18 protein-coding genes are annotated in these 19,116 nt (G+C 62.8%); 8 read left to right on the top strand and 10 right to left on the bottom strand.

Translation table 11 applies throughout. From position 1 onward, the window contains the following. Positions 1-125: 125 nt before the first annotated feature. Positions 126-2,003: a potassium transporter Kup gene (locus ACP7DW_RS09745; protein ID WP_426055131.1), complete on the bottom strand. Its 1,878-nt coding sequence runs from the start codon at positions 2,001-2,003 to the stop codon at positions 126-128. A gap of 238 nt (positions 2,004-2,241) precedes the next feature. Here ACP7DW_RS09745 and rarD point away from each other — a divergent pair, with 238 nt between their 5' ends. Both rarD and ettA read left to right on the top strand, forming a co-directional pair. Next, entirely contained in the window at positions 2,242-3,126 is an 885-nt protein-coding gene (rarD, locus tag ACP7DW_RS09740) for an EamA family transporter RarD (RefSeq protein ID WP_426055132.1), read from the top strand. A gap of 85 nt (positions 3,127-3,211) precedes the next feature. After that, positions 3,212-4,882 (top strand): energy-dependent translational throttle protein EttA, encoded by a 1,671-nt coding sequence (ettA, locus tag ACP7DW_RS09735; protein ID WP_099761103.1) that lies wholly within the window; start codon positions 3,212-3,214, stop codon positions 4,880-4,882. A gap of 72 nt (positions 4,883-4,954) precedes the next feature. On the opposite strand, the gene ACP7DW_RS09730 is transcribed toward ettA, so the two are convergent. Continuing rightward, entirely contained in the window at positions 4,955-5,536 is a 582-nt protein-coding gene (locus ACP7DW_RS09730; RefSeq protein ID WP_426055133.1) for a porin family protein, read from the bottom strand. Positions 5,537-5,770: 234 nt separating this feature from the next. Here ACP7DW_RS09730 and ACP7DW_RS09725 point away from each other — a divergent pair, with 234 nt between their 5' ends. Continuing rightward, the gene (locus ACP7DW_RS09725; RefSeq protein WP_426055134.1) at positions 5,771-6,352 is read left to right on the top strand and encodes a molybdopterin-dependent oxidoreductase; all 582 of its coding nucleotides are present in this window, start codon (positions 5,771-5,773) and stop codon (positions 6,350-6,352) included. A gap of 6 nt (positions 6,353-6,358) precedes the next feature. Here the strand turns inward: ACP7DW_RS09725 and ACP7DW_RS09720 are convergent, their stop codons facing one another. Beyond that, the gene (locus ACP7DW_RS09720; protein ID WP_099761106.1) at positions 6,359-6,721 is read right to left on the bottom strand and encodes a hypothetical protein; all 363 of its coding nucleotides are present in this window, start codon (positions 6,719-6,721) and stop codon (positions 6,359-6,361) included. Between the two features lie 266 nt (positions 6,722-6,987). Between ACP7DW_RS09720 and ACP7DW_RS09715 the strand changes: the two genes are divergently transcribed. Beyond that, entirely contained in the window at positions 6,988-8,442 is a 1,455-nt protein-coding gene (locus ACP7DW_RS09715; RefSeq protein ID WP_426055135.1) for a sensor domain-containing diguanylate cyclase, read from the top strand. Position 8,443: 1 nt separating this feature from the next. Here ACP7DW_RS09715 and ACP7DW_RS09710 read toward each other — a convergent pair whose 3' ends face one another. The 7 genes from ACP7DW_RS09710 to ACP7DW_RS09680 are packed head-to-tail and all read right to left on the bottom strand — an operon-like array spanning position 8,444 to position 14,121. Further along, on the bottom strand, positions 8,444-9,271 hold the full coding sequence (locus tag ACP7DW_RS09710) for a Rossmann-like and DUF2520 domain-containing protein (RefSeq protein ID WP_426055136.1): 828 nt from the start codon (positions 9,269-9,271) through the stop codon (positions 8,444-8,446). 9 nt (positions 9,272-9,280) lie between these two features. Then, on the bottom strand, positions 9,281-9,868 hold the full coding sequence (locus ACP7DW_RS09705; protein WP_426055137.1) for a DUF924 family protein: 588 nt from the start codon (positions 9,866-9,868) through the stop codon (positions 9,281-9,283). Positions 9,869-9,873: 5 nt separating this feature from the next. Beyond that, positions 9,874-10,614, bottom strand: a complete 741-nt coding sequence (locus ACP7DW_RS09700; protein WP_071079956.1) for an MgtC/SapB family protein — start codon at positions 10,612-10,614, stop codon at positions 9,874-9,876. Continuing rightward, positions 10,615-10,863 (bottom strand): hypothetical protein, encoded by a 249-nt coding sequence (locus ACP7DW_RS09695; RefSeq protein WP_071079957.1) that lies wholly within the window; start codon positions 10,861-10,863, stop codon positions 10,615-10,617. It lies immediately after the preceding gene. Continuing rightward, on the bottom strand, positions 10,863-12,686 hold the full coding sequence (locus ACP7DW_RS09690; RefSeq protein ID WP_426055138.1) for an aminopeptidase P family protein: 1,824 nt from the start codon (positions 12,684-12,686) through the stop codon (positions 10,863-10,865). The genes ACP7DW_RS09695 and ACP7DW_RS09690 overlap by 1 nt, the downstream gene beginning before the upstream one ends. A 30-nt stretch (positions 12,687-12,716) precedes the next feature. After that, positions 12,717-13,436 carry a hypothetical protein gene (locus ACP7DW_RS09685; protein ID WP_426055139.1) on the bottom strand — a complete coding sequence of 240 codons (720 nt, stop codon included), beginning with the start codon at positions 13,434-13,436 and terminating at the stop codon, positions 12,717-12,719. Further along, positions 13,423-14,121, bottom strand: coding sequence for a Crp/Fnr family transcriptional regulator (locus tag ACP7DW_RS09680; protein ID WP_071079960.1), 699 nt, complete (start codon positions 14,119-14,121; stop codon positions 13,423-13,425). Before ACP7DW_RS09680 ends, ACP7DW_RS09685 begins: the two co-directional genes overlap by 14 nt. Before the next feature lie 179 nt (positions 14,122-14,300). Between ACP7DW_RS09680 and ACP7DW_RS09675 the strand changes: the two genes are divergently transcribed. From ACP7DW_RS09675 to ACP7DW_RS09660, 4 genes are all read left to right on the top strand, one after another. Further along, positions 14,301-16,232 (top strand): AMP-binding protein, encoded by a 1,932-nt coding sequence (locus tag ACP7DW_RS09675; protein WP_426055140.1) that lies wholly within the window; start codon positions 14,301-14,303, stop codon positions 16,230-16,232. 14 nt (positions 16,233-16,246) lie between these two features. Beyond that, positions 16,247-17,062 carry an ABC transporter ATP-binding protein gene (locus ACP7DW_RS09670; RefSeq protein WP_029496076.1) on the top strand — a complete coding sequence of 272 codons (816 nt, stop codon included), beginning with the start codon at positions 16,247-16,249 and terminating at the stop codon, positions 17,060-17,062. A 19-nt stretch (positions 17,063-17,081) separates the two neighbouring features. After that, entirely contained in the window at positions 17,082-17,978 is an 897-nt protein-coding gene (locus ACP7DW_RS09665; RefSeq protein WP_180287991.1) for a branched-chain amino acid ABC transporter permease, read from the top strand. 78 nt (positions 17,979-18,056) lie between these two features. Beyond that, positions 18,057-19,115: a branched-chain amino acid ABC transporter permease gene (locus ACP7DW_RS09660; protein WP_034752817.1), complete on the top strand. Its 1,059-nt coding sequence runs from the start codon at positions 18,057-18,059 to the stop codon at positions 19,113-19,115. Position 19,116: the final 1 nt, after the last annotated feature.

The following is a 19,116-nucleotide window of genomic DNA, read 5'->3' as shown; positions in this document are numbered from 1 at the left end:
TGTGACTGGAGCCCGTACGGTGCGGACCGGTACGGGCTGGAGTTTAACAGGTGTCGCCGGGCCCATTTGTAAGCAGACGTAAGCCCGGCGTTAAATGCTGCGTCGAAACAACATTGTCAAAATATCTAGATTTCCACCTGCGTACCCAGTTCGATCACCCGGTTGCTCGGGATCTGATAGTAGTCGGCCGCCGTGCGCGCATTGCGCGACATGGTGACGAACAGGTGCTCGCGCCATGGCATCATGCCGGCCCCCGGCGTCGAGATGATGGTCTGGCGCGCGATGAAGAACGACGTTTCCATCATCTCGAAATCGAGTCCCTGCTCGGCGCATTGCGCCAGCGCCGCCGGAATGTCCGGTTCATCCTTGAAGCCGTAATGCACATTGACCTGATAGCACTGGTGGCCCAGTTCCACCACGCGCACGCGCTCGGATGGCAACACCCACGGCTCTTCATGCATGAAGACGGTGAGGAAAATGACGCGCTCATGCAGCACCTTGTTATGCAGCAAGTTATGCAGCAGCGCATGCGGCACGCCATCCGTTTCGCCGCGCAGGAAGATGGCCGTGCCGGGCACGCGCAGCGGCGGCGCGATGAACAGCGACGAGAGGAATTCGTTGAGCGGGATCGCGTGCTTTTCCAGGTTCTGGAACACCAGCTGGCGGCCCCGTTTCCAGGTCAGCATGATGATGAACAGGACGGCGCCCAGCAACAGCGGGAACCAGCCGCCGTGGAACAGTTTCAGGGAACTGGCCGCGAACAGGTTCACATCGATGAACAGGAAGAAGCCCGTGGCGGCCCAGCACAGCAGCAAATTCATCTTCCAGCGGTAGCGGATGACGAAGAAGGTCAGGATCGTGGTGGACAGCATGGTGGCGGTGACGGCGATGCCGTAGGCGGCGGCCAGCTTTTCCGACGAGCCAAAACCAACGACGGCCAGCAGTACGACGGCCAGCTGCAGCCAGTTCACGGCAGGAATGTAAATCTGGCCGATTTCGCTTTCCGACGTGTGGCGCACGCGCATGCGCGGCAAGAAGCCCAGCGCGATGGCTTGCTTGGTCATCGAGAAGGTGCCGGAGATGGTCGCCTGCGAAGCGATCACGGTGGCCATGGTCGACAAAATCACCAGCGGATACACGCTCCAGGCGCCCAGCTGCTGGTAGAACGGATTGGAAATGGCTTCCGGGTGCGCCAGCAGCAAGCCGCCCTGGCCCAGGTAGTTCAGCGCCAGCGCGGGAAAGGCGATCAGGAACCAGGCCATGCGGATCGGCTTCTTGCCGAAGTGGCCCATGTCCGCGTACAGCGCCTCGGCGCCCGTCAGTGCCAGCACCACGGCGCCCAGCGACAGGAAGGCGATGCGGCCATTGTCCAGCAGGAAAGCCACCGCGTGCAGCGGATTGACGGCGGCCAGGATGGCTGGCGACTTGATGATATTGAGCACGCCCATACAGGCGAGCGCGACAAACCATATCAGCATGATGGGAGCGAAGAAACGGCCGATGCCGGCCGTACCGTGCGACTGCACCGAATACAGCGCCACCAGCACGGCGATCGTCAGCCACACCACATACGGGCTGAAGGCAGGCGTGGCCACTTCCAGACCTTCGATCGCCGACAGCACCGAAATGGCCGGCGTGATCACGCTGTCGCCATAGAACAGGGTGGCGCCAAACACGCCGATCACCATCAGCGGCACATGCCAGCGTGAAGACTTGCTGACGGACGACAGCACCAGCGCCATCAGGGCCATGATGCCGCCCTCGCCGCGGTTGTCGGCACGCAGCACCAGGGTCACGTATTTCAGCGAAACGATCAGGGTCAGGCCCCAGAAGATCAGCGAAACGATACCCAGCAGGTTGTTATGCGTGACAGACAGCCCGTGGGCCGGGTCAAAGACCGTCTTCAGGGTGTACAGCGGACTGGTGCCGATATCGCCGTAGACGATGCCGACCGCAGCCAGTGTCAAGCCGACCAGGCTGCTTTTTTTATGTTCCGACGTCAAGATTGCACCCGTTTTTGTTTTGTTGCATCGCACAATATGATAGGTATTAGCAAATAGCAAGAGTATTTTTGCATGGTTCCGCAGCTGCCCCAAAGTCGTGGTTTTGTACCGCTCCGCCTTGCTGCGCGGGCTTGCGGCCATTGATTTGTTGCCATTCTACGCCTCGCCAGCGGCGCCGGGCAGCCCCCGATGTTTTCAGCCATAATGACAGACTGTCTACTCTCCAGCGAACCCCATCATGAATCCAGGCATGTTGTACGCCTCCCTCGCCTTCCTGTGCTGGGGCCTGTTTCCCCTGTATTTCCATGCCATCGGCGAGATCGCACCACAGGAAATTCTGGCGCACCGCATGGTCTGGTCGCTGTTGTTTCTAGGCATCGTGCTGACCGTGCGCCGCCAGTGGAGCTGGCTGGGCAGCCTGAAAGCGCAGCCCAGGGTCGTGGCCGGCTTCGTCGCCAGTGCGTTTTTGCTATCCGCCAACTGGTTCATTTATATCTGGGCTGTCAACAACGGCCACGTGGTCGACGCCAGCCTCGGCTACTTCATTACGCCCCTGATCAATGTCATGCTGGGCTTTATGCTGCTGCACGAGCGCTTGCGCCGCCTGCAGTGGCTGGCCATCGGCCTGGCCGCCTGCGGCGTGGCCTGGCTCACCTGGCAGGCGGGGCAAGTGCCGTGGATCGCCCTGCTGCTGGCGGCCACCTTCGGCGGCTATGGCTTGCTGCGCAAGACGGCCGCGCTCGGTGCGCTGGAAGGCCTGTCCTTCGAAACCTTGATTTTGTTTCCGCTGGCGCTGGCCTACATGCTGTGGCTGGCCTGGCACGGCCAGAGCGGCTTCGTCAATACTGACTCGTCCGCCACGCGCGCGCTGCTGCTGGCGTCCGGCCCCATCACGGCCATCCCCCTGCTGCTGTTTGCCGCCGGCGCGCGCCGCCTGCCGCTGGCCGTGCTGGGCTTATTACAATACATCGCCCCCACGGGCCAGCTGCTGATCGGCGTGTGGGTCTTCCACGAATCGTTCACGCCCGAACGCATGCTGGGCTTCCTGGTCATCTGGACGGCGCTGGGCCTGTATGCGGCCGAAGGGCTGTGGAACAGCCGCCGCGCGCGCGCCACCGCCTAGCGTCCGTTTCCGCAGCGCGCAGCGCTGGCCGGAAGCGGGCGTTTACCGTATCCTGTCCGTCTTTGTATATCACCCGAGATTTCTAATGGCAAATTACGTCTACACCATGAATCGCGTGGGCAAAATCGTCCCGCCCAAGCGCCAGATTCTGAAAGATATTTCCCTCTCCTTCTTCCCCGGCGCGAAGATCGGCGTGCTGGGCCTGAACGGCTCCGGCAAATCGACCCTGCTGAAAATCATGGCCGGCATCGATACCGACATCCAGGGCGAAGCCGTGCCGATGCCGGGCCTGAACATCGGCTACCTGCCGCAGGAACCGCAGCTGGACCCGGAAAAAACCGTGCGCCAGGAAGTCGAATCGGGCCTGGGCGAGGTATTTGAAGCGCAAGCCAAGCTGGAAGCCGTGTACGCCGCGTATGCCGAGGAAGACGCCGATTTCGACGCCCTGGCCACGGAACAGGCACGCCTGGAAGCGATCATCTCGACTTCCGACGGCGGCAATTTGAATTTGCAGCTGGAAATGGCCGCCGACGCGCTGCGCCTGCCGCCCTGGGATGCCAGCATCGGCGTGCTGTCCGGCGGTGAAAAACGCCGCGTGGCGCTGTGCAAGCTGTTGCTGTCCAAGCCCGACATGCTGCTGCTCGACGAGCCGACCAACCATCTGGATGCGGAATCGGTCGACTGGCTGGAACAATTCCTGCTGCGCTTCCCCGGCACCGTGGTGGCCATCACCCATGACCGCTACTTCCTCGACAACGCGGCCGAGTGGATCCTGGAGCTGGACCGCGGCAGCGGCATTCCATGGAAGGGTAACTACTCGACCTGGCTGGAGCAGAAGCAAGCCCGCCTGAAACAGGAAGAATCGACGGAATCGGCGCGCCAGAAGGCGCTGCAGAAGGAATTGGAATGGTCGCGCCAGAACCCGAAAGCGCGCCAGGCCAAGTCGAAAGCCCGCCTGGCCCGCTTCAACGAGCTGTCCGAGCACGAATACCAGAAGCGCAACGAAACGCAGGAAATCTTCATTCCCGTGGCCGAACGCCTGGGCAATGACGTCATCGAGTTCAAGAACGTGTCGAAAGCATTCGGCGACCGTTTGCTGATCGATAACCTGAGTTTTACCGTACCGCCAGGCGCCATCGTCGGCATCATCGGCCCCAACGGCGCCGGTAAGTCGACCCTGTTCAAGATGATTACCGGCAAGGAACAGCCGGACAGCGGCGAAGTGGCCATCGGCCAGACGGCGCGCGTGTCCATCGTCGACCAGAATCGCGGCGACTCGCTGTCGGACAGCAAGACCGTCTTCCAGGACGTGTGCGGCGGCGCCGACATGTTGACGGTCGGCCGCTTCGAAATGCCGTCGCGCGCCTACCTGGGCCGCTTCAACTTCAAGGGCGGCGACCAGCAAAAAATCGTCGGCAATCTGTCCGGCGGTGAACGTGGCCGTCTGCACCTGGCAAAAACCCTGCTGATGGGCGGCAACGTCCTGCTGCTCGATGAACCGTCGAACGATCTGGACGTGGAAACCCTGCGCGCGCTGGAAGACGCCTTGCTGGAATTTGCCGGCAGCGTGATGGTCATTTCGCATGATCGCTGGTTCCTCGACCGTATCGCCACGCACATCCTGGCATTCGAAGGCGATTCGCAGGTCACCTTCTTTGACGGCAACTATCAGGAATACGAAGCCGACAAGAAGAAACGCCTCGGTGACGAAGGCGCGAAACCAAAACGTATCCGCTACAAACCGCTCAGCGTATAAATCGGGTGCAGCAATGCAAAAAGGCAGTTACCTCGCGGTAACTGCCTTTTTTTTCAGCACATTTCTAAGTCATTAGAAATTGTAGCGTGCGCCTAAAGCGAGGCCGGTAGCCTTGCGGCCCTGGTCGGCGCTCTTGCCGAAGTGCTCCACTTCCGCCGTCAGCGAGACTTTCTCGTTGATCGCGTACTGGGCGCCGACGGAAGCGTACACGCCCGTCTTGTCGTTGCCGCTGATGCCGGTCGACAGACCCGTGCCGCTCAGGCTATTCTTGACCTTGGCCACACCGAGCTTGCCGAACACGCCGACTTTCTCGCTCACCGGCATGCTGGCCTTGCCGGCCAGGTAGTAGCCGTGCGAATCGCTTTTCACGGAACCGTTGCCGGTGCTGGTGACATAGCTGTAATCCTTGCTGCCGAAATCGGCATAGCCGCCCTCGACCGCCCAGGTTTTATCGAAATCGTAACCGGCGAAGATCTTGGCACCGGCCTTGTAGCCGCTGTGATTATCGGCGCTGGTAGCGCCAGGAATATCAAAATTGTAGCGGTTGCCCGTGACGCCGGCACCCACATAGGCGCCTTCAGCGTGCGCGGCGCTCATGCCGGTGAATGCGGTAACGGAAGCGATCATTGCAAACAGGATTTTCTTTTTCATCATGTTCTCTCTCAAATAGTGAATGTTCGTAGACTTGTGCCTGGATTCGCAGTTCAGCGAAGTGCGATGACTACACAATAACAGCCGAAAAAAGCTACGTCTTTCTCCATTCCGTAAGAACTGTGACAAGATGTAAGCAGACATTCCAAACTGACAATAAGCGTAAAATGCGCACCGTTGAGCGAACTTAAGATAGACTTAAGCGCAATTGAAATTTCAGACGAACAGGAGAAGTGCATGCGCAAACGCCAGTTTCTCGCCGCCGCCATGGCGGCCAGCGCCCTGCCCGCCATCGCCCGGGCCGCGCCCGCCGGCCTGCGCGGTCCGGCCTTGCTGACCATCACTGGCAGCATCGCCAAACCCAACCGGGGTCCGTTCGACGCCGTGCGCGACCAGATGATGCACAAGCAGAAAATCAGTTTTGAGCGGGCGCGGGCATTCGACTTTGCGGCGCTGGCGAACTTGCCGGCACGCACCATCCACCCCACCCTGGAATACGACGGCAAGGCGCATGCCCTGCGCGGGCCGCTGCTGGTCGATGTCTTGAAGGCGGCGGGCGCCCCGGAGGACGATGATGTGCGCCTGCTGCTGCGCGCCGTGGATGGCTATGCGGCGGCGCTGACCGTGGCACAGGCGCGCGCGCAGCGCTTTATTGTCGCCACCCACCTCGACGGGCAGGCGATGGCGCTCGGCGGCCTGGGGCCGCTATGGGCGATCCACGATGCCGACCGCATCGCGGCCGTGGCGGCACTGCCCCTGGCCGAACGTTTCGCCAGCTGCCCGTGGGCGCTGTATCACATTGGTGTGGAGGCGGGTTGAAGCAAATTAAGCGTAGGCTTCCGCCATCGACATGACCCTTGGCGCGATGGTGATGCCGTGCTCCTCGAACAGGACCGTGATGGCCGCCAGGTTGAGTGTGCACTCCTCGGTTTTCCAGCCCTTGAAGATATCCGTGCCATCCTTCTGGAAATGCAGATCCAGCACCTTGCCCCCATCCTTGTGCAGGTAGGGCGAACTATAGGTGTTCTCGTAGCCGAGCACCTTCAATTGTCCCAGCAAGGCATGCGGTGGATGATCGGGATCGGTGGCGAGGAAAATGCCAAAGGTCTTGCCCGGTGGTTTGGCGGCGATGTCGACCTCATAAATGCCGGAGGCCTTGCTGACAGACGTACTCTTTAAAAATAACATACTACACTCCCTGCGCGTGGTGTCCTGCGCCTGAAACGGACGGCAAGACAGGGGCGGTGCGCATTGATTCCCATCGTCAAATCTTATTGCTAATTTGCATCTTTGTCGACAAATCGGCACTTTTATTTGGTAAGTCGTGGTTATCTTGTCGCGGATACCAGCGCAAATTATCAATAAAGCCAGTTATCATTGCGCCAATACCTGGCCTGCTGCATACTTTTGGCTTGCGTAAAGATTGCCTTCCCGCCTGCCACTTCCACGTCTCCATGCGCCTTCTGTCGATCAAGTACCGCCTGCTCATCCTCCTGACCCTGATCCTGGGGGCGGGCTTCATGGCCACCAGCCTGGCCAGCTACCTGGCCTCGCGCCAGGCCATCGAGCATGGTATCGCCGACCAGACCTTGCCGCTGACGGGCGACAACATTTACTCGGAAATCCAGAAGGACATGCTGCGCCCCGTCTTCATCTCGTCGCTGATGGCGCACGACACCTTCGTGCGCGACTGGATACTCGCTGGCGAAAGCAACCCGGCGCAGATCGTGCGCTACCTGGCCGAGGTCAAGAAGAAATACGGCGCCATCACCAGCTTTCTCGTCTCGGACAAGAGCAGCAAATATTATTATGCTGAAGGCACGCTGAAATCCGTCAGCCCGGAAGCGACGCGCGACCTCTGGTACTACCGCGTGCGCGCCATGGACAGCACCGATTATGAAACCAATGTCGACGTCGACATGGCCAACCGCGACAGTATGACCATCTTCATCAACCACCGCGTTTATGATTACGATGGCCAGTTCATCGGCGCCACGGGCATCGGCCTGACCCTGGACACCATGAGCCACATCATCGACCGCTATCAGGCGCGCTTCCACCGCAACATCTACTTTGTCGACGGCGCCGGCGCCCTGGTACTGGCGGGCAAGACCATGCGCGAGGGGCACGGCAACATCCGCAATTTGCCTGGCGTGAACAGCATTGCCGACCAGATCATCAACCACCAGAGCGCACCGACGCACCTGTCGTACCAGCTGGGCCGTGCGCAAATCCTCGTCAACTCGCGTTTCATTCCCGAGCTGGGCTGGTATCTGGTGGTCGAGCAGAATGTCAGCGACGAAGTCAAGTCGCTGCAGGGCGTGTTCATCCTGAATCTGGCCATCAGCTTTGGCGTCACCCTGCTGGTATTGCTGCTGACCCTGTTGACGGTGAACCGCTACCAGCGCCGCATCGAACGCATCGCCTCGACCGATGCGCTGACGGGCTTGCTGAACCGCCAATCGCTGGAATTGCTGTTCCAGCGCGCCATGCTCTTGTCCAAACGCAACGAGCAGCCGATGTCGGCCATCCTGTTCGACATCGATTTCTTCAAGCGCGTCAACGATACCCACGGCCACCTGTGGGGCGACCAGGTCATCCGTGGCGTGGCGGACGTGGCGCGCGCCAGCGTGCGCGAAAGCGACGTCATCACGCGCTGGGGCGGCGAGGAATACCTGGTGCTGCTGAATAACTGCAGCCTGGCGCAGGCGATGGACGTGGCGGAAAACCTGCGCGCCGCCGTCGAGCAGCACGATTTCGGTCTGCCCGCGCCGCAGCTACCGGTGACGATCAGCCTGGGCGTGGCCGAATACCGGCGCGACGAAAGCGAGTCAGCCTTCTTTTCACGCGCCGACAGCGCTCTGTACCAGGCGAAACAGCAGGGACGCAACGGCGTGCACGCCGCCTGATTCATCCCCCGTGCTTGCGCCTGGCCAAGTCTTGCGTGGGCGCCACCAGCGCCCGGTACAACTCCCCCGTGGCGGCATCCCAGCTTTGCACCGCCTGCTGCTGGCGTTGCACGGTGGCCGAGTCGCCCCGTGCGATGGGGCCGGACAGCGCGGGCGCGGCGCCCAGGCGAAACACATTGGCCACCGCTTCCGTCACCAAAGGCTGGGCCAGCTCGCGCGCCACCGGCTCGGCAATGCCGGCCGCCTGGTAGGCGCGCAGGGCGGCGTCGAGCACGGTCACCAGGTAATTGCTGGCAAACACGGCAGCGGCGTGATACAGGGTCTTGGCGGCCGGGTCGATGGGCACGGGGCGCGCGCCGATGGCATGCAAGGCCGGCGTGAGGAAGGCCAGCGCCAGCGGATCGCCTTCGACGCCGCAAAACGTGCCGTCAAAGGTGGCGGCCACCTGCTGCGGGTCGGCAAAGCTGCGGATCGGATGGGCGCTGGCCACCGACGCACCGGCCTGCGTTGCCGCCAGCAGCACGTTCGACGCCAGCGCGCCGCTGCAGTGAAACACGATGGCGCCCGCCTGGCGTCCCTCGGCCACCAGCGCCGCGCAGGCCGGGCCGATCTGGTCGTCGGAGACGGCCAGCAGGGTGACATCGGCGTGGCGCAGGGCCGCATAGCTGGCGACGGGCGTGCCGGCGCCGATGAAAGCGACGGCCGCCTGCGCCGAGGCGATCGAGCGCGTCAGCACATCCTGCACCACGATCCCGTCCACGCCGGCGAACAAACGGCCCAGCACGCGGCCCACATGGCCGGCGCCGATGATATTCAAAGTGACATTCATGATGATGTTCTAAAAACTCGATCCCGGCTGGCGCAAAAATTCCACTTCTTCCGGCGTGGAAGGCCGGCCGAGCATGGCATTACGGTGCGGGAAGCGGCCAAAGCGGGCGATGACTTCCTGGTGCCGCTGCGCATAATCGAGCATGCCGTCAAAGCCGGGCTGCGCCTGCGACAGCAGCTGGAACAATTCGACGGCGCGCGCCTGCATGGCCAGGTCTTCCGCATGTTCGAACGGCAGGTAGGCGAAGGCGCGCAGCATCGGTGGTAATTGCTGGTCCTGCCCCGCCTGCGTCAAGGCGACGGCCAGCGCCAGCGCCTGGGCGTCGCCGGCAAAGGCGCGCGGTGTGCCCCGATAGACATTGCGCGTGAATTGATCGAGCACGATGAGGCGCGCCAGCGCGCCGTGCGGCGTCGCCTCCCACGCGCGCAAGCCGCCCTCGATGGCGGCATCGATCAGCGTGCCGAAACGCGCGCGTATGTGCGCGTCGAAGGCGTCGTCCTTGCGGAACCATTCCCCGCGCGCCTGGCCGTAGTCACGGTTATCCGGCGGCAGGAACCAGAAATCGAGTACGTCTTGAGCCTGAGCATCCATGTCCATCCTTTTCAGTTGCGTGCGTGCGACAGCTGGAAGCCGGCGATGCCTTCGAAGGCGGCCAGTTCGGCCGACATGGCCGACAGGCTGGCACCCGTGTTCTTGCCATGCGCGATGGCGACAAAGCGCCATTCCTGCATGCCGTCGGTGCTGCCGATGGTCAGCGAGCCGCCGGCGATGTCGTAGCCGCGCTTGGCAGCCATGCGCCGCAGCGCATCTTCGCGCGGGACAAAGCCTTGCTTGAAGCGCATGGTGATGGCCACTGCGTGGCGCGACGGCAGCCAGTTCTCCAATTTTGACAGAAAAATCATCGCCATCGCGCACATGAAGGCCAGGCCCATGGCCGACAGATAAAAGCCGATGCCGACCATGATGCCGATCACGGACGAGGCCCAGATCGAGGCGGCCGTCGTCAAGCCGCTGATATTGAAGCCTTCGCGCATGATGACGCCGGCGCCGAGGAAACCCACGCCCGTGACGATACCCTGGATGATACGCGTCGGGTCGCTGCCGACAATGGTGCCATGGCCGCCATACCAGAACTCCGGATAGCCGCCCAGCACCGTCAGCGCGGCCGAAGCCATGCAGACCAGGCCATACGTGCGCATGCCGGCGGCGCGCCCGTGATACGAGCGCTCATAACCCACCAGCAAGCCCAGCAGCAACGCGCCCAACAGGTTCAGCAGAATCACGCCATTCGTTGCCAGCTCGGCCGGCGACCAATACGCGCGCAGGAAGTCGATGGTCGGCATCTAGGGCTTTTTCGTCAGCTGCTTTTCAAACGCCACATCGAGCTTGCTGACGCGGCGCGCCTTTTGCGGTCCCAGGCCATTGACGAAGGCGACAAAGGCATCGAGTTCCAGCGGCGGGCACAGAGGCGGCAAGCCCGGTCCCTCGGTGAGAAAAAACAGTTCATCGCCCGTGCGCGCCATCGTGTAGAGGCGGTGGCCGGTGCGTTCCTTGAGCCGCTCGATGGCGGACGTGGCGCGGGTCGATCGCATCAGATGGCTCCCGTGCGCTGTTCCAGCCACGCCAGCGCAGGCGCATCGGCCGGCGCAGCCAACAGCGGCGCGAGGCGCGCACGCACGGTGGCGTGGTAGTCGTTGAGCCAGGCCGCCTCGTCGTCGCGCAACAGCGAGCGCTCGACGCAGCGCGTATCGATCGGGCACAGGGTCAATGTTTCGAAGCGCAGGAAGTCACCGAAGGGCGTCGTCCCTGCGGGAACGTTCAGCACCAGATTCTCGAGGCGGATGCCCCACTGGCCAGGGCGATAAATGCCCGGTTCGATGGAGGTGATCATGCCGATCTCCATGGCCGTCTGCGGCTCCGGCATGGCCGACTGGGAAATCGATTGCGGGCCTTCATGGACATTCAGGAAAAATCCCACGCCGTGGCCCGTGCCGTGGCCAAAGTCGATGCCCTCGGCCCACAGCGGTGCGCGGGCAATCGCATCGAGCATGGGCGACTTCACGCCGCGCGGGAACTGCGCGCGCGACAGGGCGATCATGCTGCGCAAGACCAGCGTGAAATCGCGCTTGTGCTCAGCGGTGATCGTGCCGACGGGGACCACGCGCGTGATATCCGTGGTCCCGCCCAGGTACTGGCCGCCCGAATCGATCAGCAGCAAGCCGTCGCCTTCGATGGTGGCCTCGCTACCCGCATGGGCGTGGTAATGCATGATGGCGCCATGCGCATTGAAGCCGGCGATGGTGCCGAAACTGGGGCTGACAAAGTTCGCGCGGCGGGCGCGCGCGGCCGTCAGGTGTTCGTCGACGCCGATTTCCGTCAACGGTGCGTGCTGCGGATCGGCCAGGGTGGCGTCCAGCCAGCTGAAAAATTCGCACAGCGCGGCGCCATCCTGCTCCATGGCGGCGCGCACGTGCGCCGCTTCGCTCTCCGACTTGCGCGACTTGGCCAGGGTGGTGGGATTGATCGATTCGACCACCCGCACGCCCTCGGCCACGGCCTGGCGCGTGCCGAACGTGATGCGGCGCGGGTCCAGCAGCAAGGTGGCGCCAGCCGGCAGCGCGGCCAGCGCGGCCGCCGTGCGGTCATACGCGGCCACGTCCACGCCTTCGCTTTCCAGGGTAGCGCGCAGGATAGCGGGCAGCTTGCCGTCGGCGACGAACAGGGTGGCGCGCCCCGGCCCCACCAGCGCATGCGCGAGGAAGACGGGGTTGTAACTGACGTCGGCGCCGCGCAGGTTGAACAGCCAGGCGATATCGTCGAGGGTAGAAATGACGTGGTGGCTGGCGCCGTGCGCCGCCATGCTGGCGCGCAGGGCCGCCAGTTTTTCAATACGCGACAGCGATGGATACGCCGCCGCGTGTTCCACCACGGGCGCGGCGGGCATGGCCGGGCGCTCCGGCCACACGGCTTGCAGCACATCGGTATCGGTGCGCAGAGTGACTTGTGCACCGAGCGCCTGCTGCAGCAGGCGCGCATTGGCCAGGCCCAGCACGGCGCCATCGACGGCTACCGTCTGCCCCGGCTGCATGGTCTCGCCCAGCCAGTCGATATACAGCACGCTGGCGCCGGACGGGATTTTCTTCAGGACGATGCCGCTGCCGGCCAGTTCCGTTTCCGCCTGCTCCCAGTAGCGGCCATCGGTCCACACGCCGGCAAACTCCTGCGTCACGACCAGGGTGCCGACCGATCCCGTAAAGCCCGACAGCCACTCGCGGCCCTGCCAGCGCGCCGGCAGGTATTCGGACAGGTGCGGGTCGGCCGAGGGCACGATGCAGGCGTCGATGTGCTGCGCGCGCATGGCGCTGCGCAGTTGCGACAAACGGGAGGCGGGAGTGGATTGGTCAGGTGTCTGCATGGGGCCGAAAAGAGCGGTGCTGGGAAGCGCCTATGATACCGCGATTAGCCCGGCCAAGGCACTGCGCGCCCGCAACGCCTTTTCCGCCGGTTTCAGGTTGCGTTCGAGTTTTTTACGAATGCCCGCGTGGCGCACCTGGTCCAGCGCCGTGCGCAGGGCTTCCAGGCTTGCCTGCGTGGGGATGGTTTCCACCCCATGGCCCAGGGCCATGGCCAGCGATTGCGACGGCGCGCTGTTGGCCGTGCCGGGCGCCACGCACGCTTGCGGCAGCAAGGTGGCGATGACGGGCGCGAACCAGCCGTCATCGCGATAGGACGCCACCCGCGCGGCACGCGCCAGGATGCCGGTATCGGCCGTGGCGAAGGCCGCATCGGCCACATACGGCAGCTGGCCGGCATGAATGGCTTCGAGGTGGCGCGCCGCCTCTTCCAGGATACGGCGTGAAAAATCGGCATACGCCGCGTCGTCGGCCAGCACCTGCGCGGGGTCCGTGTCGCCGATGTCGTCGCGGCTCCAGTGAGCGCTGTGCGGCGAGCTGGCCAGCGCCAGCAGCGAGGCGTCGCGCAGCTGCGGCAGCAAGGCCAGTTCGCGCAGGGTCATCGGCATGGGCAGCAGGGCATGCCGTGCCAGCATGGCCGCATCGAGCCGCGCCAGCGCCTTGGCGCCGGCCAGGCGCGCCTGCAGGAACGATTGATAGTGCTGCTCCGTCAGATCCCGCACGTCGGCCATCGAAGCATCACTCGCCATCATCGGCCTCGTAGCGGCGCAAGCCTTCCAGGTCCAGCACGCGGATGCCGCCATAATCGAGGCGCAGCAAGCCTTTCTTTTCCAGCACCTGCAAGGCCTGGTTGGCGCGCTGGCGCGAAGAACCGGACAACAGGCCGATCTCTTCCTGCGACAGCTGCACCAGCGTATCGACGCCAGGGTACAGGTGCGAGTTGAACATCGAGGCCAGGCAGCGCGCCACGCGCGTGTTCAAGTCCAGCAGGCGCTCGTTTTCCACCATGCCGATGAACTGGCCCAGGCGCTCATTGAGCTGCATCAGCAAGAAACGCGTAAATGGCAAGCTCGTTTCCAACAGCCAGTGAAAGGTGGCGCCGGGCAGGCGCGCCACGCGCGTGTCGCGCAGCGCCATGGTGTCGTATTTGCGGATTTCCCTTTTCAGCAGCGAGCCTTCGCCAAACCAGCTGCCGGGCGGCACGCCGATGAAGGTCATGGCCTTGCCGGAGGCGGAAAAATTATTCATCTTGACCATGCCGCTGATGACACCGATCCAGTTGTCCACCGGCTCGCCCTTGCGGCAGACAAAGCCGCCTTTCGGCACGAAGGTTTCAAACACGTCCGCCTCGACGCGGGCCATTTGCACGGGATCGAGCAGCTGCGCCCAGTTGGCCGCGCGCACGGCATCCTTCAAACTGATATCAGGGTAGGTCATTGTGCGATGCACCATCGAAAAGTGGGTAAATGTCCCCGAAAAGACAACTCGGCAAACTAACGCAGGCTACTATCATTGCACAAACGCCTTATACATAAAAACACAGAGCGCCATCCAACGAGGTGGAGCCTGAGACAAGCAACAGGGAGACACTGGTGCAAACGACTACCACAGCAACGATGCCGACTTTTCCGCGGCGCTTATTGCAACACGGGACAGTACGATCCGACAAGCCCGCCTTTCGCGAAAAACACCTGGGTATCTGGCAAACCTGGACCTGGTCCCAGGTCAACGACGAGGTGCGCGCGCTGGCCTGCGGCCTGGCCGCCATCGGCTTTCAGCGCGGCATGAACCTGGCCATCATCGGCGACAACCGTCCCCGCCTGTACTGGGCCATGCTGGCCGCGCAAAGCCTGGGCGGCGTGCCCGTGCCACTGTATCAGGACGCGCCGGCCGCCGACATGGCCTATGTGCTGCAGGATGCGGAAATCCGCTACGCCATCGTCGAAGACCAGGAGCAGGTCGACAAGCTGCTCGAACTCAAGGCCCTGTATCCGCACATCGCCCACATCGCCTACGACGATGAACGGGGCATGCGCCATTACCGCCAGCCGGAGCTGATGTCCTTTGCCGCCCTGCAGGTGCTGGGCCGGGCCTACGACCGCGAGCATCCGGGCTTTTATGATGCCGCCGTGGCGGCGGGCCAGGGCAGCGACTCGGCCGTCATCCTGTACACCTCGGGCACCACGGGTAAACCGAAGGGCGTATGCCAGAGCCACACGGCGCTGCTGGCCGCAGGCGTTGGCGGCGTGGCCTTCGACAAGCTCACCGACGAGGAAGACATCCTGTCCTACCTGCCCATGGCATGGGTCGGCGACTGCCTGTTTTCGCTGGCGCAGGCCATGGTGGCCGGCTTCACCGTCAACTGCCCGGAATCGGGCGACACGGTGATGATCGACATGCGCGAAATCGGCCCGACGTGCTACTTCGCGCCGCCGCGCGTGTTCGAAAACATGCTCACCAGCGTGATGATACGCATGGAAGACGCCAGCAGCATCAAGCGCCACATGTTCAGCCATTTCATGGACGTGGCCAAGCGCTGCGGCGCGCAGATTTTGGATGGCAAGCCCGTGTCGCTGGCCGATCGCCTCAGCTACAAGCTGGGCGAGCTGCTGGTCTACGGTCCCCTGAAAAACGTGCTGGGACTGTCGCGGGTGCGCGTCGCCTACACGGCCGGCGCCGCCATCGGCCCCGACCTGTTCCGCTTCTACCGTTCCATCGGCGTCAATCTCAAGCAGTTGTACGGCTCGACCGAAACCTGCGCCTATGTGTGTCTGCAACCGGACGGCAATATCAAGTTCGACAGCGTGGGCCTGCCGGCACCGGGCGTGGAAGTCAAACTGGCGGCCAATGGCGAAGTGCTGGTGAAGTCGCCGGCCACCATGAGCGGCTACTTCAAGCGTCCCGATGCCACCGCCGAAGTGATCGATGCCGACGGCTACTTTCATACGGGCGACGCGGGCGTGTTCGACAGCGAAGGCCACCTGAAAATCATCGACCGCGCAGCCGACGTCGGCAAGCTGACGTGCGGCGCCATCTTCGCGCCCAATTACATCGAGAACAAGCTCAAGTTTTTCCCCTTCATCAAGGAAGTGGTGGCCTTCGGCCATGCGCGCGACCAGGTGTGCGCCTTCATCAACATCGATATCGAAGCGGTGGGCAACTGGTCGGAGCGGCGCGGCATCGCGTATGCCGGCTATACCGACCTGGCGGCGCGCACCGAAACCTACGGCTTGATCCGCGACTGCATCGAGCAGGTCAACGCGGAACTGGCGACCGATCCGCTGATGGACCGCACGCAGATCCACCGCTTCCTCGTGCTGCACAAGGAACTCGACCCGGATGACGACGAACTGACGCGCACGCGCAAGGTGCGCCGAAAATTCATCGCCGAAAAATACGCGGTGCTCATTTCCGCCCTGTATGAGGGCAAGGCAACGCAATACATCGAGACCCAGGTGAAATTCGAGGATGGCCGCACCGGTTCAACCAGCGCCGACCTGCAGATCTGGGACAGCAAAACGTATCGGCCCCAGGGCTTGGCCGCATGATGGAGCACAGCACGATGCAAATGAACGAACCCGACGCCCATTTCGGCACGGCCCGCAAGACGGGTCCCGTGATCCTCGACCTGAAGAACATCTCGCTGTCGTTCGGCGGCGTGAAAGCGCTGACCGACATCTCGTTTGACGTCAAACAGCATGAAATCCGCGCCATCATCGGCCCGAACGGCGCCGGCAAGAGCTCGATGCTGAACGTGATCAATGGCGTGTACCGCCCGCAGCAGGGCGAGATCATCTACCGGGGCGAACACCGGCGCGGCATGGACTGCTACGCGGCTGCCAAGTCCGGCATCGCGCGCACCTTCCAGAACATCGCCCTGTTCAAGGGCATGACGGTGCTGGACAACATCATGACAGGACGCAACCTGAAGATGAAGTCGAATTTTCTCTTGCAAGCCCTGTACTGGGGCCCGGCGCGGCGCGAGGAAATCGAGCACCGCAAGAAGGCCGAAGAGATCATCGACTTCCTGGAAATCCAGGCCATCCGCAAGACACCCGTGGGGCGCCTGCCCTACGGCTTGCAAAAGCGCGTGGAACTGGGCCGCGCGCTGGTGGCCGAACCGGAAATTTTGCTGCTCGATGAACCGATGGCCGGCATGAACGTGGAAGAAAAGCAGGACATGTGCCGCTTCATCCTCGACGTCAACGACCAGCTGGGCACGACCATCGTGCTGATCGAGCACGACATGGGCGTGGTGATGGATATCTCCGACCGCGTGGTGGTACTCGACTACGGCAAGAAGATCGGCGACGGCACGCCCGACGAGGTGCGCAGCAACCAGGATGTCATCAATGCCTACTTAGGCGTGGCGCACTAGACGAGGGATAGCAATGAATATCAATTTTTTCTTTGAAGTGCTGATCGGCGGTCTGCTGTCGGGCGTCATGTACGCGCTGGTGGCGATCGGTTTCGTGCTGATCTACAAGGCCTCGGGCGTGTTCAATTTTGCGCAGGGAGCGATGGTGTTTTTCGCCGCCCTCACCTGCGTCGGCATCATGGACAAGTTCGGCCTGTCGCTGTGGCTGGCCATTCCATTGACGATGGTGACGATGATCGTACTGGGCATGGCGATTGAAAGGGTGGTCTTGCGCCCGCTCGTCAACCAGCCGGAAATCACGCTCTTCATGGCCACCATCGGCCTGACCTTTTTCATCGAAGGCCTGGCGCAGCTGATGTGGGGCTCGCAAGTGCACAAACTGGACCTGCCCATCGAAGACGTACCGATGCCCTTCCTGATGGAGCATTTCAATATCATCATCTCGCAGTTCGATGTGGTGGCGGCCGGCATCTGCGCGCTGCTGGTGATTTGCCTGGCCCTGCTGTTTTCGAAAACCAAGGTGGGCCGCGCCCTGCGCGCCGTCGCCGACGACCACCAGGCGGCGCTGGCGGTGGGCATTCCGCTGCAGCGCATCTGGGCCGTGGTGTGGGGCGTGGCGGGCCTGGTGGCCATGGTAGCCGGCTTGCTGTGGGGCGCGCGCAACGGGGTGCAGTTCGCCCTCACCTTCATCGCCCTGAAAGCCTTGCCGGTGCTGATCCTCGGCGGCTTTACCTCAGTGCCCGGCGCCATCGTCGGTGGCCTGATCATCGGCGCGTCGGAAAAGCTGGCCGAAGTCTACCTCGGCCCCATGGTGGGCGGCGGCATCGAAGGCTGGTTCCCGTATGTGCTGGCCCTGCTGTTCCTGCTGGTGCGCCCGGAAGGCCTGTTCGGCGAGAAGATCATCCGGCGAATATAAGGCCCCAAGAGCATCGTAGGTCGGATTAGCAGAAGGCGTAATCCGACAAACACCCCAACAGCCAGTAAAGGACACGCCATGATTTACCGTGAAGCAGGACAATTCAAGACCAGCTACCAGGCTGACAACCAGATTTTCCCGATCAGGCAAGACCGCCTGGCGCTGACGGCCACGCTGCTTGTCGCCGTCTTCCTGCTGCCGTATTTTGCCTCGCCCTACATGCTGTCGGCGATCCTGATTCCCTTCCTGATCTTCGCGCTGGCAGCGCTGGGTCTGAACATATTGACCGGTTACGCGGGCCAGCTGTCGCTGGGTACGGCCGCCTTCATGGCCGTGGGCGCCTTTGCCTCGTATAACTTCATGGCGCGCCTGCCGGGACTGCCGCTGCTGGTGTCGTTCATCCTCGGTGGCCTGTGCGCGGCCATGGTGGGCATCGCCTTCGGCCTGCCCTCCCTGCGCATCCGCGGCTTTTACCTGGCGGCGTCGACGCTGGCGACGCAGTTCTTCGTCGTCTGGTGCCTGACCAAGATCCCGTACCTGACCAACTACAGCTCCTCGGGCGTCATCACGGTGCAGAAGATGACCATCCTCGGCTACCAGTTCGATACGCCGCAAAGCAAATACCTGCTGGTGCTGGCCATCGTCGCCGGCATGGCCCTGCTGGCCAAGAACATGATCCGCTCGAACGTGGGCCGCTCGTGGATGGCCGTGCGCGACATGGACATGGCCGCCGAGGTGATCGGTTTCAGATTGATGCGCACCAAGCTGCTGGCCTTTGCCGTCAGCTCGTTCTACTGCGGCGTGGCCGGCGCCCTGTATGCGTATGCCTACCTGGGCACGGTGGAGCCGGAAGCGTACAACCTGGACCTGTCCTTCCGCATCCTGTTCATGATCATCATCGGCGGCGTCGGTTCCATTCTCGGCTCCTTCCTCGGCGCGGCCTTCATCGTGCTGCTGCCCGTCTTCCTGAACACCATCGCGCACGGCCTGGCATTGCCGACCAGCGTGGCCTCGAACCTGGAACTGATGGTGTTCGGCGCGCTGATCATCTTCTTCCTGATCGTCGAACCACACGGCCTGGCCAGGCTGTGGCAAATCGCGAAAGAAAAGTTGAGACTCTGGCCCTTCCCCCATTAAG

Source organism: Janthinobacterium sp. PSRC1-1 (assembly GCF_049897525.1).
GTDB classification, from domain to species: domain Bacteria; phylum Pseudomonadota; class Gammaproteobacteria; order Burkholderiales; family Burkholderiaceae_D; genus Janthinobacterium; species Janthinobacterium tructae.
This window is presented reverse-complemented; position numbering and strand designations above follow the sequence as displayed.